Origin of the sequence: Bradyrhizobium algeriense (genome assembly GCF_003062295.1) — a bacterium.
Classification (GTDB): domain Bacteria; phylum Pseudomonadota; class Alphaproteobacteria; order Rhizobiales; family Xanthobacteraceae; genus Bradyrhizobium; species Bradyrhizobium algeriense.
This window is the reverse complement of sequence record NZ_PYCN01000015.1, coordinates 119829-133575: the sequence shown is the minus strand read 5'-3', so window position 1 is coordinate 133575 and position 13747 is coordinate 119829. Positions and strand designations below refer to the sequence as shown.

Sequence of the window (13747 nt, the reverse complement as noted above, 5' to 3'; positions counted from 1 at the left end):
GCCGGCTGCCGCGATCCCGCCAAGAGCGCTCAGGCGGCTTTCGGCGCCGGCGGCTTGAGCGGCTTGTCCTGCCGCTTCGACCAGGAAATGTAGTAGGCGACGATGGTCATGATCGCGATGCCGGTCACGCTGACGAGGATCTGCACGAGCAGCGAGCCTGAACTCAACGACAGCATGAAATGTCCGACGAAGGACAGGAACACGCCGACGCAGAACACCGCAAGCGATTGCTGGCCGCAGACGACCAAGGGATCGAAAATCCTCCACTCCAGGCCCGGCCAGTCCTTCGGCACGAAGCGGATGACCAGGATGACGATGACGACGAAGTGCAGGAAGCGATAGGGCGCCAGATTGGTCTTGTCGTTCGGATTGAACGTCGAATACAGCCAGTGCGGGAACAGGTCGCCGAAAGCCGGAAACTTGCCGGCCATGGTCATGACCAGCGCGAGGATCATGTAGGCGATGCAGAACCAGAGCGTGGCCGGGTGCATGATCACCGACGCAGACTGCCGTGCACCACCGAGCGCGCACCATGCGCCGAATATGAACAGCACCTGCCAGGCGAACGGGTTGAAGTACCAGGTGCCGGTCGGGTAGGCCGACAGATTCCATCCCGTCTGCCGCGACACCAGCCAAAGCACGATGGCGGCCAGCATAGTCCAGTTGGGCTGGCGCAGCATGATCCACAGCACCGGCGGGAACAGGCCCATCAGCACGATGTAGAGCGGCAGCACGTCGAGATTGACGGGCTTGAACTTCAGGAACAATCCCTGCCGCAGGGTTTCGGTCGCATTGTCGATCAGGCCCGCGACGTTGAAGTCGTTGACCAGTTGGGAATCGCCGAAGCGCAGCGCCAGATAGCTGATCGAGGCGATATAGATCACGAATAGGATGATGTGGGCGACATAGAGCTGCCAGACGCGCTTGGTCAGCCGCGTCGCGCCGACGATGAAGCCGCGTTCCAGCATCATCCGGGCATAGACGAAGGAAGCGGTATAGCCGGAGATGAAAACGAACAGGTCGGCGGCGTCGCTGAATCCGTAGTTGCGGGTGGTGATCCAGTTCACGACGTTGTCAGGAATATGATCCAGATAGATCGCCCAGTTCGCGACCCCGCGAAACAGGTCGAGCCGGAGGTCGCGTCCTTTTTCTGGCAGGGTGGCGTTGATTTTCATGGCTGCCGTTTCGCAGTAATGCTTTCGGGAGGATGGCGCCGCAGAATCAGGTCCCGGCCGCCGGATAGCCCTAGATTGTCACAGTACGGCATAATGACTATACCGGTACAGAAATGGTACATCCGGGTTTTACGGAATCACCGATCAAATTTCCTGAAAGGTGTCTCTATACTATCCCGGCCCTTTCCACCAACCGCTACCGTGTCGCATACGCAAGGACCCGACCATCCATGACCGCACGCATTTTTAAGCCCGCCAAAAACGCGATGCAATCGGGCAGGGCCACGGCCCGGGAATGGCAGCTCGATTACGAGCCCGAGCAGCCCCGGGCGGTCGAGCCGCTGATGGGCTGGACCTCGTCTGGCGACATGAAGCAGCAGCTCACGCTGCAGTTCGACACCAAGGAAGACGCGATCGCCTATTGCGAGCGCAAGGGCATCGCCTACCAGGTGATCGAGCCCAAGGATTCGGTGCGCCGGCCGGCCGCCTACGCCGACAATTTCGCCTTCAAGCGCGTCGAACCCTGGACCCATTAGCCTAGCCGGCGTGCTTTCCAGCCGCTCGACGCCGGGAGCCCGGACGAGGGCTACTGCGCCGGGCCCGATGCCGCCGGATAGTCCGGTATCGGCAGCGGCGCGTCCTTTGCGACGCCAAGCACCGGGAAAGTCCTGATGTGGCGCACTTCAGGCATCGTCGAAAACTGCAGAAGCTGCTGGTGCATGCCCTCGACGTTTCGCGCCACGCATTTCAGCAGATAGTCGGCGTCGCCCGAAATTCGCCAGCTCTGCAGCACGAGCGGCACCGCGGCGATCGATTTTTCGAATGCCTGCAGCGGGGCTTGGGCCTGGCTCTGCAGCTGGATCAGGACAAAGGAAATGACTTCGTAGCCCAGCAGCGTTTCGTCGAGCGTGGCCCTGATGGCGCTGACATAGCCGCGTTCGCGCAAGGTGCGGACCCGCCGCCGGCACGGCGGCTCCGAAATGCCGACCCGCTCCGCCAGTTCGTTGTTGCGGATACGTCCATCCCTTTGCAGCTCGGACAGGATCTTCAGGTCGATGTCGTCGAGGACGTGGCGTTCCGTCATGGGCTCCTCACGGGCACCTCATCGGCGTTCCAGCCTGCCACGCGTCGCCGTGCTCGGGGAGGGGGAACGTTTGGTTTGAGCCCGGTTGGGTGTTGCGCCGGGTGCGACGCTCGACAGCACCAGCTTTTCGTGGGCGGCAACGATGGCTTCCTTGGTGAGCCGCCCACCGGGCCGGTACCAGGTGGTGAGGCCGGTCAACAGGGCCAGGATCGCGAATGTCGCCACCTGGATGTCCACGACCTCGAATTCGCCTTTGGCGACGCCCTGGCTGAGGATTTCCGCCAGCCGCTGTTCGTAGGCGCCGCGCAGCGCCACGATCTCTTCGTAGTTCTTCGGCTCCAGGCTCCGCAACTCGGAATTGGCGATGAAGACCTCGCGCTTCCTGGTCATGTGATAGGTGACGTGGAAGGCTGTGAAGGCGCGGAGCTTGTCGACCGGCCGCTGCTTGCCCTGCAGGGCGCGATCGAGCTGGCGAAGCAATTCGTTGATGTGGTCCCGCACCAGCTCGAACAACAATTCCTGCTTGGTCGAGATGTGGTTGTAGAGCGAGCCCGACTGGATCCCGACCTCGGCCGCAAGCTGACGCAGGCTCATGGCCGCGTAGCCATGCTCGAAGATCAGGCGCAGCCCGGCCTTGCGGATCGCCTCCATCGTCTTCGGGCCGTGAGAACCGATCGTCCGCGCCATGGGGGCCTCTGGGCATTCGCTGCCCGTGGAAACGAGCGGTCGATTGTATAATTCTGTCACGAAATGACAGTAGTTTCAATTGCCTGTAGCTATCATTTGAGCCATGACAGGTTCCGCTTGCAGGTAAGTTAAAAAAACGTATGATCGTTTAATTCCAAAGAATACACCGGGGGAAATGATGGCCTCAAACAGGCTGCTTCTCAACTTCGATCTCGGCGAGACCGCGGATGCGATCCGCGAGACGGTGCATGCGTTTTCGCAGAACGAAATCGCGCCGCGCGCCGCCGAAATCGACCGCAGCAACCAGTTTCCGCGCGACCTCTGGCCCAAAATAGGATCGCTCGGCCTGCATGGCATCACGGTCGAGGAGGAGTATGGCGGCACCGGCTTAGGCTATCTCGAGCACTGCATTGCGGTAGAGGAAATGTCGCGGGCCTCAGCCTCGGTCGGCCTGTCGTATGGGGCGCATTCCAATCTCTGCGTCAACCAGATCCGCCGCAACGGCAATGAAACACAGAAGCGCAAATACCTGCCAAAACTGATCTCGGGCGAACACGTCGGCTCGCTGGCGATGTCGGAGCCCGGCGCCGGCTCTGACGTGGTGTCGATGAAGACCCGCGCCGACAAAAAGGGCGACCGCTTTGTGCTCAACGGCAACAAGATGTGGATCACGAACGGACCGGAGGCCGATACGCTGGTGGTCTACGCCAAGACCAATCCCGAGGCCGGCCCGCGCGGCATGACCGCCTTCATCATCGAAAAGGGCATGAAGGGATTTTCCACCGCGCAAAAGCTCGACAAGCTCGGCATGCGCGGCTCCGACACCTGCGAGCTCGTGTTCGAGGATTGCGAGGTGCCGGAGGAGAACGTGCTGAGCGAGGTCGGCCGCGGCGTCAACGTGCTGATGAGCGGTCTCGACTATGAGCGCGCGGTGCTGGCGGCGGGGCCGATCGGCATCATGCAGGCCTGCATGGACGTGGTGCTGCCCTACGTGCACGAGCGCAAGCAGTTCGGCGAGCCGATCGGCACCTTCCAGCTGGTGCAGGGCAAGATCGCCGACATGTACACCACCATGAACGCCTCGCGGGCCTATGTGTATGCGGTGGCAAAGGCCTGCGACCGTGGCGAGACCACGCGCGAGGACGCGGCCGGCGCGATTCTGTACGCGGCGGAAAAAGCCACCCAATGCGCGCTCGATGCCATCCAGCTGCTCGGCGGCAACGGCTACATCAACGACTACCCGACCGGGCGGCTGTTGCGCGACGCCAAACTCTACGAGATCGGCGCCGGCACCAGCGAAATCCGCCGCATGCTGATCGGGCGGGAACTGTTTGAAAAGACCGCTTGAACTTCACATCAGGGCCAAGATGGTACAGGCTGCGATATCTTTTAGTGCCCTGTCCCGACCGTTCTGAAGCTAACTCAACGGCCCTCCAGCATCCAAAGAAACGCCGACCATGCTGCTTCATTCCACGATCGATCCCACGTCGTCCGAGTTTGCCCGTAACGCCGACGTGATGCGCGGCCTGGTGGCGGAGCTTCGCGACAAGCTCAAGGTCGTCTCCGGCGGAGGCGGCGAGGTCTCCCGCAAGCGGCATACGTCGCGTGGCAAGATGCTGGCGCGCGAGCGCGTCGATCTCCTGGTCGATCCAGGCAGCGCCTTTCTCGAATTGTCGCCGCTCGCGGCCAACGGCCTTTATGGCGGCGACGTCCATTCCGCCAGTGTCATCACGGGCGTCGGGCGTATTTCGGGCCGCGAATGCGTGATCGTCGCCAACGACGCCACCATCAAGGGCGGCACCTATTATCCCATGACGGTGAAGAAGCATCTGCGCGCGCAGGATATCGCACGGCAGAACAATCTGCCCTGCGTCTACATGGTCGATTCCGGCGGCGCCTTCCTGCCGATGCAGGACGAGATCTTTCCGGACGAGCGGCATTTCGGCCGCATCTTTTATAACCAGGCGCAGATGTCCTCGCAGGGCATTCCGCAGATCGCGATCGTGATGGGGTCCTGCACCGCCGGTGGTGCCTATGTGCCTGCCATGTCGGACGAGAGCATCATCGTGCGCAATCAAGGCACCATCTTCCTCGGCGGCCCGCCGCTGGTGAAGGCCGCGACCGGCGAGGTGGTGACCGCCGAAGAACTCGGCGGCGCGGACGTGCATTCGCGGCAATCCGGCGTGACCGATCACTACGCGCAGAATGATGCGCACGCGATCGGAATCGCCCGGCGTATCGTTGCCACGCTGAAGCAACCGACGCGGGCGGCGCTGAACATGCGCGAGCCGCGGGAGCCGCTGTTCCCGGCCGAAGAAATCTATGGCGTGGTCTCGGCCGACGGCAGAAAACCATTCGATGTTCACGACGTCATCGCCCGGATCGTCGACGGTTCGGAGTTCGACGAATTCAAGAAACTCTACGGCACGACGCTGATCTGCGGCTTTGCCCATATCTGGGGCTATCCAGTCGGCATCATCGCCAACAACGGCATCCTGTTCAGCGAGAGCTCGCTGAAGGGCGCGCACTTCATCGAATTGTGCTGCCAGCGCAATATCCCGCTGGTGTTCCTGCAGAACATCACCGGTTTCATGGTCGGCAAGAAATACGAGGCCGGCGGCATCGCGCGCGACGGCGCCAAGCTGGTGACGGCGGTGGCGACCGCCGGCGTGCCGAAATTCACCGTCGTGATCGGCGGCTCCTATGGCGCCGGCAATTACGGCATGTGTGGGCGCTCCTATAGTCCGCGCTTTCTCTGGCTGTGGCCAAATGCCCGCATTTCGGTGATGGGTGGCGAGCAGGCTTCGATGGTGCTCAGCCAGGTCCGCCGCGACAATATCGAGGCCAAGGGCGAGACGTGGTCGGCGGAGGAGGAAGAAAAATTCCGCAGCCCCATCCGTGCGCAGTATGAAAGCCAGGGCAATCCCTATTACGCCACCGCGCGGCTGTGGGACGATGGCGTGATCGATCCCGCCGACACGCGGCTGGTGCTTGGCCTTGGATTATCAGCGGCTGCCAATGCGCCGATCGAACCCACCAAATTCGGCCTGTTCAGGATGTGATGATGGATCGCGCAAAACTCTACCGGCGTTTTCGCACGCTTCTGATCGCCAACCGGGGCGAGATCGCCTGCCGCGTCATCCGCTCCGCGCGCGCCATGGGCCTGCGCACCGTCGCCGTCTATTCCGAGGCCGATCGCGACGCCATGCATGTTGCCATGGCCGATGAGGCCGTATTGCTGGGACCCGCGCGGGCACGCGACAGTTATCTCAATATCGAACGCGTAATCGAAGCTGCGCGCCAGACAGGCGCCGAGGCCATCCATCCCGGCTACGGCTTCCTGTCTGAAAACGCCGAGTTCGCGCAGGCGTGCCTGAACGCCGGCCTGGTATTCGTCGGCCCTACCGCCGAGATGATGACCGCGATGGGCTCGAAGTCGGGCTCGAAGGCTTTGATGGAAAAGGCCGGCGTGCCGCTGGTGCCCGGCTATCACGGCGAGGCCCAGGACGAGGCGACGCTGGCAAAATCCGCCGACAAGATCGGCTTCCCTGTGCTGGTGAAGGCCTCCGCCGGCGGCGGCGGACGCGGCATGCGCGTGGTGAATTCGGCCGGAGAACTTGCGGCGGCAATCGTCAGCGCCAAGCGCGAGGCCAAGGCGGCGTTCGGCGACGACCGCATGCTGATCGAAAAATTCGTGCAAAACCCCCGGCATATCGAGGTGCAGATCATCGGCGACAGCCATGGCAATCTGCTCTCGCTCTGGGAGCGCGAGTGCACGCTGCAGCGGCGGCACCAGAAGGTGATCGAGGAAGCACCGTCGCCGACGCTGGACGCCACGCAGCGCGAAGCGGTCTGCGCCGCCGCGCGCAAAGCAGCCGGTGCGGTGAACTATGTCGGCGCCGGCACCATCGAATTCGTCTCTGACGGCAAGGAGGTGTTCTTCATCGAGATGAATACCCGCCTGCAGGTCGAGCATCCCGTGACCGAACTGATTACCGGTGTGGATCTGGTGGAGTGGCAATTGCGGGTGGCGTTCGGCGAAAAACTGCCGCTGGCGCAGGACGAGATCAAGCTGAACGGCCACGCCATCGAGGCGCGGGTCTACGCCGAAAATCCGCAGAAGAATTTCATGCCTTCAGTGGGCCGGATCAAGACCTGGCGCACGCCGGACGCCGTCGACGGCCTGCGGATCGACGCCGGCTATCGCAATGGCGATGCGGTGTCGCCGTATTACGACGCCATGCTGGCCAAGGTGATTGCCTGGGCGCCGACGCGGCAAGCTGCGATCGAGCGGCTCAACCGCGGCCTGGAAGAGACTGACGTCCGCGGCATCGTCACCAATATTCCGTTCCTGTCGGCGTTGATCACGCACCCGAACGTGCGCGCCAACACCATCGACACCGGCTTCATCGAGCGAGAGTTGAAGAAGTTGACGGAAGCCACGGGCGTAGCTGGCGATCTAGAGCTTTGTGCTGCGGTGGCTGCGATCGTCAACGACGAGCAGAAGGCGGCGCGCAAGGAAGCCCATTCGCCATGGCAGACGTTTGGCTGGATGCCAGTTGGCCAGCGGAAGCGGGTATTCTCGTTCCGTCAGGGGCAGGCCGCCGAGCACAAAGTGACGCTGCACTATGGCAACGGACCGTCGACGCTGACCATAGGCAAGCACGATTTCGTTTTTACGACGTCGCCGGCCGATGGCGGCGGCTTCGACCTTGTTCTCGACGGCATGAAATCGCGCGTCGTCGCCGTGATCGAGGCTCATGAGCTTTACTTGCGCACCCGCCACGGCCGCTTCGACCTGCATTGGGTCGATCCGTTCGGCGGCGAGACCGAGGAGCAGGTCGGCGAGGACAAGATCGTGGCGCCCTTGCCGGGCACCGTGGTGGCGCTGCTGGCCGAGGAGGGCGCGACGCTGGAGAAGGGCGCGGCGATCCTGACGCTTGAAGTCATGAAGATGGAGCAAACCCTGCGTGCGCCCTTTGCGGGCGTGCTGAAGAAGATCAAGTGCAAGGTCGGCGATATCGTCAGCGAAGGCGTCGAACTTGCCGAAGTTGAGCCTGCGGCGGCGTCATGAGCGGTCGCGTCCATATCGTCGAAGTCGGCCCGCGCGACGGGCTGCAGAACGAAAAGACCCCGATCAGCGTTGCCGACCGGATCGCCTTCATCGAGGCGTTGATCGGTGCGGGTCTCCACACTGTCGAGGTCGGCGCCTTCGTCTCTCCCAAGGCAATCCCGCAGATGGTCGGATCGGCCGAGGTGCTGCGCGGCGTCAGCCATCACGCGAATTGCGAGCTGCCGGTGCTGGTGCCCAACGAGAAAGGTTACGAGGCGTCGCAGGCCGCCGGCGCCAAACTGATTGCGGTGTTCGCCGCGGCGTCGGAAAGCTTTTCGCGTGCCAATATCAATTGCTCGATCGCGGAATCGATCGACCGGTTCAAGCCGGTGCTCGCCCGCGCCAAGGCGGACGGGGTGCGGGTGCGCGGCTACATCTCCACCGTGCTCGGCTGCCCCTATGAGGGCGAGATCAAGCCGCAGGCGGTAGTCGATGTCGCAAAAGTGCTGTGGGACCTCGGCTGTTACGAAATCTCGCTCGGTGACACTATCGGCGTCGGCACACCGTTGAAGGCGCGGCAACTGTTGCGCGCGGTGGCCGGCCATGTGCCGATGGCCAATCTGGCGATGCATTTCCATGACACGTACGGCCAGGCGCTGGCCAATCTCTATGCCGGGATGGAGGAGGGCTGCCGCGTAATCGATTCCGCCGCCGGCGGCCTCGGCGGTTGCCCCTATGCCCCCGGGGCGACGGGCAATGTCGCAACCGAGGACGTGGTCTACATGCTCGAAGGCATGGGCATTGCGACCGGCGTCGATATGCCGAAGCTAGTCGCGGCGACCAATGTCGTGAGCGGGCTGATCGGCCGTCCGCCGGTCAGCCGCGTGGCAACAGCGTTGAACGCGAAGATGCGCGCCGCGAAGTAGGTCGCCTACGCGGCCTTCAATCCGACATTCGGGAGCGATGGCCTGCTCTTCAGCGCTTTCGCCATCATCGCCTCGACCTCTGCCTTCTCGTGCGGCAGCAGCGCAAGGCGCGGCGGACGGGTCAGCGCGGTGCCGCGGCCCATGATGTGCTCGCAAAGCTTGATGCACTGGACGAGGTCCGGCCGGGCGTCGAGGTGCAATAACGGCATGAACCATTCGTAGAGCGGCATCGCCTCGGCATAGCGCCCCGCTTTGGCGAGACGGAACAAGGTCTCGCCCTCGCGCGGGAAGGCATTCGACATGCCCGAAACCCAGCCGACGGCGCCCATCGCCACACTCTCGACAATGACGTCGTCGAGGCCGGCGAACAGCACAAAACGATCACCGACCATGTTGCGGGTGTCGATGAAGCGCCGCGTGTCGCCGGAGGAGTCCTTGAAGCACACCACCGTCTCGACGTCGGCGAGGGTGGCGAGAATATCCGGCGTGACGTCGTTCTTGTAGATCGGCGGATTGTTGTAGAGCATGACCGGCAGATCGGTCGCGCTGGCAACCGAACGGAAATGCGCGGCGGTCTCGTGCGGCTTGGACGAATAGACCAGCGCCGGCATCACCATCACACCGTCGATGCCGACCCGCGCCGCTTCCTTGGCGGTCTCGACGGCAAAGGCGGTCGTGAACTCGGCAATGCCGCACAGTACGGGGACACGGCCGGCAGCGACAGACTTGCCCGTCTCCATGATGGCGATCTTTTCCTTGCGCTCCAGCGAGGTGTTCTCGCCGACGGACCCGCAGACGATCAATCCGGAAACGCCGTCGCGGATCAGGCCGTCCATGACCTTTGCGGTTGCATCGATATTGAGCGACAGGTCGTCATTGAATTGCGTGGTAACGGCCGGGAAGACGCCTTCCCAGGAAATGCGTGGGCTCATTGTTTGGCTCCGATTGGAATTTTCCGGCGGATTGTCACATCCGCCGGGCTTTGGCTTGGAAGCGATGGGTGGGATCAGAGCGTCGCGCCGATCTTTCGCAGCTCGGCAAGGACGGGCGCCTTGGGCAGCCAGATCTTGTCGAATTCGGCGATGACGGCCTCGGTATCGCCGGCCGGGACCTGACGGATCGGGATCGGCGCGTTCTTGAAATTCTCGATCAGCTTGGGCTCATTGCCGGCCAGTTCGTCGATCTGCGCGTCGAGCGTGGATTTGACGGTCTTGGTGATCAGCTCCCTATCGGCCGCCGGCAACGACTGCCAGACACGGCCGGAGACGACCGCCGCCATCGGCATGAAGACGGCATTCATCTGCAGGATGACTTTCGCAACCTTGTCGAAGCGCTGGTTCCAGGAGAACTCCAGATCCGCCTCGAGGCCGTCGACCTGGCCGTTCGCCATGGCGTCGAACACCTGGGGCGTCGGGATCGGCGTCGGCGCGGCGCCGAGCGAGGAATAGAAATCGCGATAGACCGGCGTCGGGTTGATGCGCAGCTTCATCCCCTTGATGTCGGCGAGACCGGTCAAATCCTTCGCCGAGAAGATGGCGCGCATGCCGGTGATGCCCCAGCCCAATCCAATCGTTCCGGTTTCCTGCGGCAGCACCTCGAACAGCTTGATCGCCGCCGGATGGCGGACGAATTTCGCGACCGACGGCGTCGAGCGCACGATGTAGGGTGCGTTGATCGCCGCGATGTGCGGCACGCGCGAGCCGAGCTCGGCCGCCTGAATGAAGCCCATGTCGAGCGCGCCGGACTGCAATTGCTGCATCATCGCCGGCTCGTTGCCGAGCTGGCCGGAGTGAAACACCGTCATGGTCAGGCGGCCGTTGGTGGCCGCCTTGAGGTCGTCGCCGAGCTTCAGCGCCGCCTTGTTCCAGGAATGGCCATTGGGCGTGATGAGGCCGAGGCGAAATTCCTTGGCCTGGGCAAGCGCGAGCGACGGCGCGAACAGCGGCACGGCTGCGCTGGCGGCAAGGAAGCGGCGACGTGAAAGAGACATTGGCAAGGCTCCTTGAGGGGTTGGACCTACTTGATGAGGACGAGGGAGAGGGACGGATAGAGCGAGAGCAGCACCAGCAGGACGCAGCTGATGACGAAGAACGGCAGCGTCACCATGAACATCTTTCCGGGCTTGGCCCCGGTGACGGCTGCGGCGACGAAGAAGCAAAGACCAACCGGAGGTGACAGCAATCCGAGCACCAGGTTGATCACCACGACCACGCCGAACTGGCGTGGATCGATGTGATAGATTTCGGTCGCGACCGGCAGCAGGATCGGCACCGTCATGATCAGGCCGGGGATGCCGTCGATGACCGTGCCGATCACCAGCAGGATCACATTGCAGAGCAGCATGAAGCTGACCGGATCCTTGGCGACCGACTGAATCCAGCGGGCGGTCTCCTGCGGCACCTTGCCGAAGATCAGCACCCATGAAAACACGGCCGCGGCAGCGACCAGGAACAGCACGATGGCCGAGTAGATGCCGGCGCGCAGCATCATCTGCGGCAACTGCGCGAACTTGAACTCCCTGGTCCAGTATTTGCCGATGAGTGCCGCGGCCACCGCGCCAACGGCCGCGGACTCCGTCGCGTTGGCGAGGCCGCCGAGGATGCTGCCGACGATCACGATCGGAATCAGCAAGGTCGGCGACGTGCGCAGGATCGTTGCTACCCGCTGCCGTGGAGTCTGATAATCGGCCTTGGGATAATTGTAGACGTATCCCATCAGCGCGATGACGACGCAGAACATCACCGTCAGGATCACGCCCGGCACGATGCCCGCAATCAGCATGTCGCTGACCGAGACCTGCGCCAGCACGCTGTAAACGACGAACATCACCGACGGCGGAATGATCGGCCCGAGCATGCCGCCATAGGCGGTCAGTCCCGCCGCGAACGTCTTGTCGTAGCCCTTCTTTTCCATCTCCGGCACCATGATCTGCGCCATGATCGCGACCTGCGCGGTCGCAGATCCCAGGATGGAGGAGATGAACATGTTGGCGAGGATGTTGACGTAGGCCAGCCCGCCCTTCAGCGAGCCTACGAAGGCCATCGCCATGTCGACGATGCGCCGCGTTATGCCGCCGCCATTCATGATCTCGCCGATCAGGATGAACAAGGGGATGGCGATCAGGCCGTAGCTGTCGACGCCGCCGAACAGCTGCAGCGGGTAGGACTGGAACAGCACCGGATTTCCCGATGCGATGATATAGATGAAGCCGGCAAGGCAAAGGCAAAGCCCGATCGGCACCCCGACCAGCATGATCGCGATGAACGCGGCCGAGGTGATCATCAGTTGACCCCGTCGAGTTCGGAGAGCTGAAAACCCTTTGGCGGCGTCCGCGGGACCAGTTCGAGATCCTCCAGCAGGTTTGCCAGGCCATGAACGGTCATCGACACCGCGAAGATCGGCAGCGTCAGGTAGACCACCCAGGTCGGCCAGTTCAGCGTTTGCGTGCGCTCGGTGTAGAGAAAGTTGAAAGTTTCGGCGGCGAGCTTGCGCGCGTCAAAGCCGGCGCGGGCGAGACCGATCGGATCCATCCAGAGAAAGCAGGTGGCGATCAGGGCCACGCCGAATACGACGACCATGCCCGTCGCGATGACTTTTGCGATCTTCTGATTCCGCGCCGAGAGGCGCTCGGTCATCATGGTGACCGCGAAATCGAGCCGCAACCGGGTCATGGCGGAGGCGCCGATGAAGGTCAGCCAGACCACGCAATAGACGGCCGATTCATCGATCCAGTAGATCGGGAAGTGCGAATAGCGGGTGACGACGTTCACCAGGATCAAGGCCGTCAGCAGATACATCAAGCCCATCAAGGCGATGCGTTCGAAAGCGAGCAGGAGACTCGAGGTCCTGACAACGATCCGCCGGGCGCTGAACGCCGGCGCATCCGCAATCGTCTGCTCGATCATAAAGAGCCCCGCTACCCCTGAGATTTATCGTGCACTTCAAAAATGTATAATTTATACAATGTTGTCAAATGGAGATTGCGAGGACCCCTTAGCTTTTGCTGGGTCGGGACCACGTCAACATGCAAAATTGGGTCCGCCCCGATCGGAAAGGCCGGCCATGACGACGGAAGATCAAATGAAGGGCCCCCTGAAGCACCGGACGCTGTCGGCTGCGATCGTCGACCAGCTCAGGCAATCCATTCTCGACGGGACCTATCCGGCCGGCTCGCAGCTTCGGCAGGACGCGCTGGGCGATACCTACGGCGTGAGCCGCATTCCCGTGCGCGAGGCGCTGTTTCAGCTCGAGGCCGAGGGGCTGGTGCGCATCGTCCCGCAAAAAGGTGCGATCGTCTCGGAGTTGTCGCTGGACGAGATCAACGACGTGTTTGATCTGCGCGGGATCATGGAGCCGCGGTTGTTGGCGCAGTCGGCGCCGCACTTTACGGAACAGGATTTTGCCGGGCTGGACGACATCCAGAAGCGCTTCGAAAAGGCGATCAAGGCGGGCAACATCAGCGAGTGGGGCCAGCTCAATGCCGACTTCCATATGGCGCTGTACGTTCACGCGCGGCGGCCACGCACCAAGGCGATCGTCATCGCGTTGCTGCAGACCAGCGACCGCTACACGCGCCTGCAGCTCTCCAACACCAAGGCGATGGGGAAAGCCGAAAAGGAGCACGCCCATCTGATTGCGCTATGCCGGGCGCAGCAGATCGACGAGGCTTGCCGGTTTCTGGAGCAGCATATCGAGGCGGTGCGAACGGACCTGTTGCAGGTCGTGGGTGGAGAATCGATCGCGGCGCGTTCCGGCCGAAGAGGCGAATAGCGAATGGCGAGTAGCGAATAGAGGCTTCGGAATATCCGGAAGCGGACCATGC

General features: G+C 62.6%; 13 protein-coding genes. 6 read left to right on the top strand and 7 right to left on the bottom strand.

What is annotated here, in order from left to right; all coding sequences use genetic code 11:
* Nucleotides 1-29: 29 nt before the first annotated feature.
* Nucleotides 30-1175, bottom strand: coding sequence for an OpgC domain-containing protein (locus C7G61_RS25715; protein ID WP_108519476.1), 1146 nt, complete (start codon nt 1173-1175; stop codon nt 30-32).
* A gap of 230 nt (nt 1176-1405) precedes the next feature.
* On the opposite strand from C7G61_RS25715, the gene C7G61_RS25710 reads away from it, so the two are divergent.
* Nucleotides 1406-1711, top strand: coding sequence for an ETC complex I subunit (locus tag C7G61_RS25710; RefSeq protein WP_108519475.1), 306 nt, complete (start codon nt 1406-1408; stop codon nt 1709-1711).
* Between the two features lie 50 nt (nt 1712-1761).
* Here C7G61_RS25710 and C7G61_RS25705 read toward each other — a convergent pair whose 3' ends face one another.
* A complete protein-coding gene (locus C7G61_RS25705) occupies nt 1762-2259 on the bottom strand; it encodes an Lrp/AsnC family transcriptional regulator (protein ID WP_108519474.1) in 498 nt (165 codons plus the stop codon).
* A gap of 18 nt (nt 2260-2277) precedes the next feature.
* Nucleotides 2278-2946, bottom strand: a complete 669-nt coding sequence (locus C7G61_RS25700; protein WP_108519473.1) for a TetR/AcrR family transcriptional regulator — start codon at nt 2944-2946, stop codon at nt 2278-2280.
* 178 nt (nt 2947-3124) lie between these two features.
* Between C7G61_RS25700 and C7G61_RS25695 the strand changes: the two genes are divergently transcribed.
* The 4 genes from C7G61_RS25695 (at nt 3125) to C7G61_RS25680 (ending at nt 8925) form a co-directional block, all read left to right on the top strand.
* Nucleotides 3125-4294 carry an isovaleryl-CoA dehydrogenase gene (locus C7G61_RS25695; protein ID WP_420836795.1) on the top strand — a complete coding sequence of 390 codons (1170 nt, stop codon included), beginning with the start codon at nt 3125-3127 and terminating at the stop codon, nt 4292-4294.
* A 109-nt stretch (nt 4295-4403) separates the two neighbouring features.
* Complete coding sequence (locus C7G61_RS25690; RefSeq protein WP_108519471.1) at nt 4404-6008, top strand: carboxyl transferase domain-containing protein; 1605 nt, start codon at nt 4404-4406, stop codon at nt 6006-6008.
* 2 nt (nt 6009-6010) lie between these two features.
* Complete coding sequence (locus C7G61_RS25685) at nt 6011-8020, top strand: acetyl/propionyl/methylcrotonyl-CoA carboxylase subunit alpha (RefSeq protein WP_108519470.1); 2010 nt, start codon at nt 6011-6013, stop codon at nt 8018-8020.
* Nucleotides 8017-8925 (top strand): hydroxymethylglutaryl-CoA lyase, encoded by a 909-nt coding sequence (locus tag C7G61_RS25680; protein WP_108519469.1) that lies wholly within the window; start codon nt 8017-8019, stop codon nt 8923-8925. The genes C7G61_RS25685 and C7G61_RS25680 overlap by 4 nt, the downstream gene beginning before the upstream one ends.
* Before the next feature lie 5 nt (nt 8926-8930).
* Here the strand turns inward: C7G61_RS25680 and C7G61_RS25675 are convergent, their stop codons facing one another.
* The 4 genes from C7G61_RS25675 to C7G61_RS25660 form a co-directional block, all read right to left on the bottom strand.
* Nucleotides 8931-9857 carry a dihydrodipicolinate synthase family protein gene (locus C7G61_RS25675; RefSeq protein WP_108519468.1) on the bottom strand — a complete coding sequence of 309 codons (927 nt, stop codon included), beginning with the start codon at nt 9855-9857 and terminating at the stop codon, nt 8931-8933.
* Between the two features lie 74 nt (nt 9858-9931).
* Nucleotides 9932-10915 carry a TRAP transporter substrate-binding protein gene (locus tag C7G61_RS25670; RefSeq protein ID WP_108519467.1) on the bottom strand — a complete coding sequence of 328 codons (984 nt, stop codon included), beginning with the start codon at nt 10913-10915 and terminating at the stop codon, nt 9932-9934.
* A 26-nt stretch (nt 10916-10941) separates the two neighbouring features.
* Nucleotides 10942-12207 (bottom strand): TRAP transporter large permease, encoded by a 1266-nt coding sequence (locus C7G61_RS25665; protein ID WP_108519466.1) that lies wholly within the window; start codon nt 12205-12207, stop codon nt 10942-10944.
* A complete protein-coding gene (locus tag C7G61_RS25660) occupies nt 12207-12830 on the bottom strand; it encodes a TRAP transporter small permease (RefSeq protein ID WP_108519465.1) in 624 nt (207 codons plus the stop codon). Before C7G61_RS25660 ends, C7G61_RS25665 begins: the two co-directional genes overlap by 1 nt.
* 175 nt (nt 12831-13005) lie before the next feature.
* On the opposite strand from C7G61_RS25660, the gene C7G61_RS25655 reads away from it, so the two are divergent.
* Nucleotides 13006-13695, top strand: a complete 690-nt coding sequence (locus tag C7G61_RS25655) for a GntR family transcriptional regulator (protein WP_190241981.1) — start codon at nt 13006-13008, stop codon at nt 13693-13695.
* Nucleotides 13696-13747: the final 52 nt, after the last annotated feature.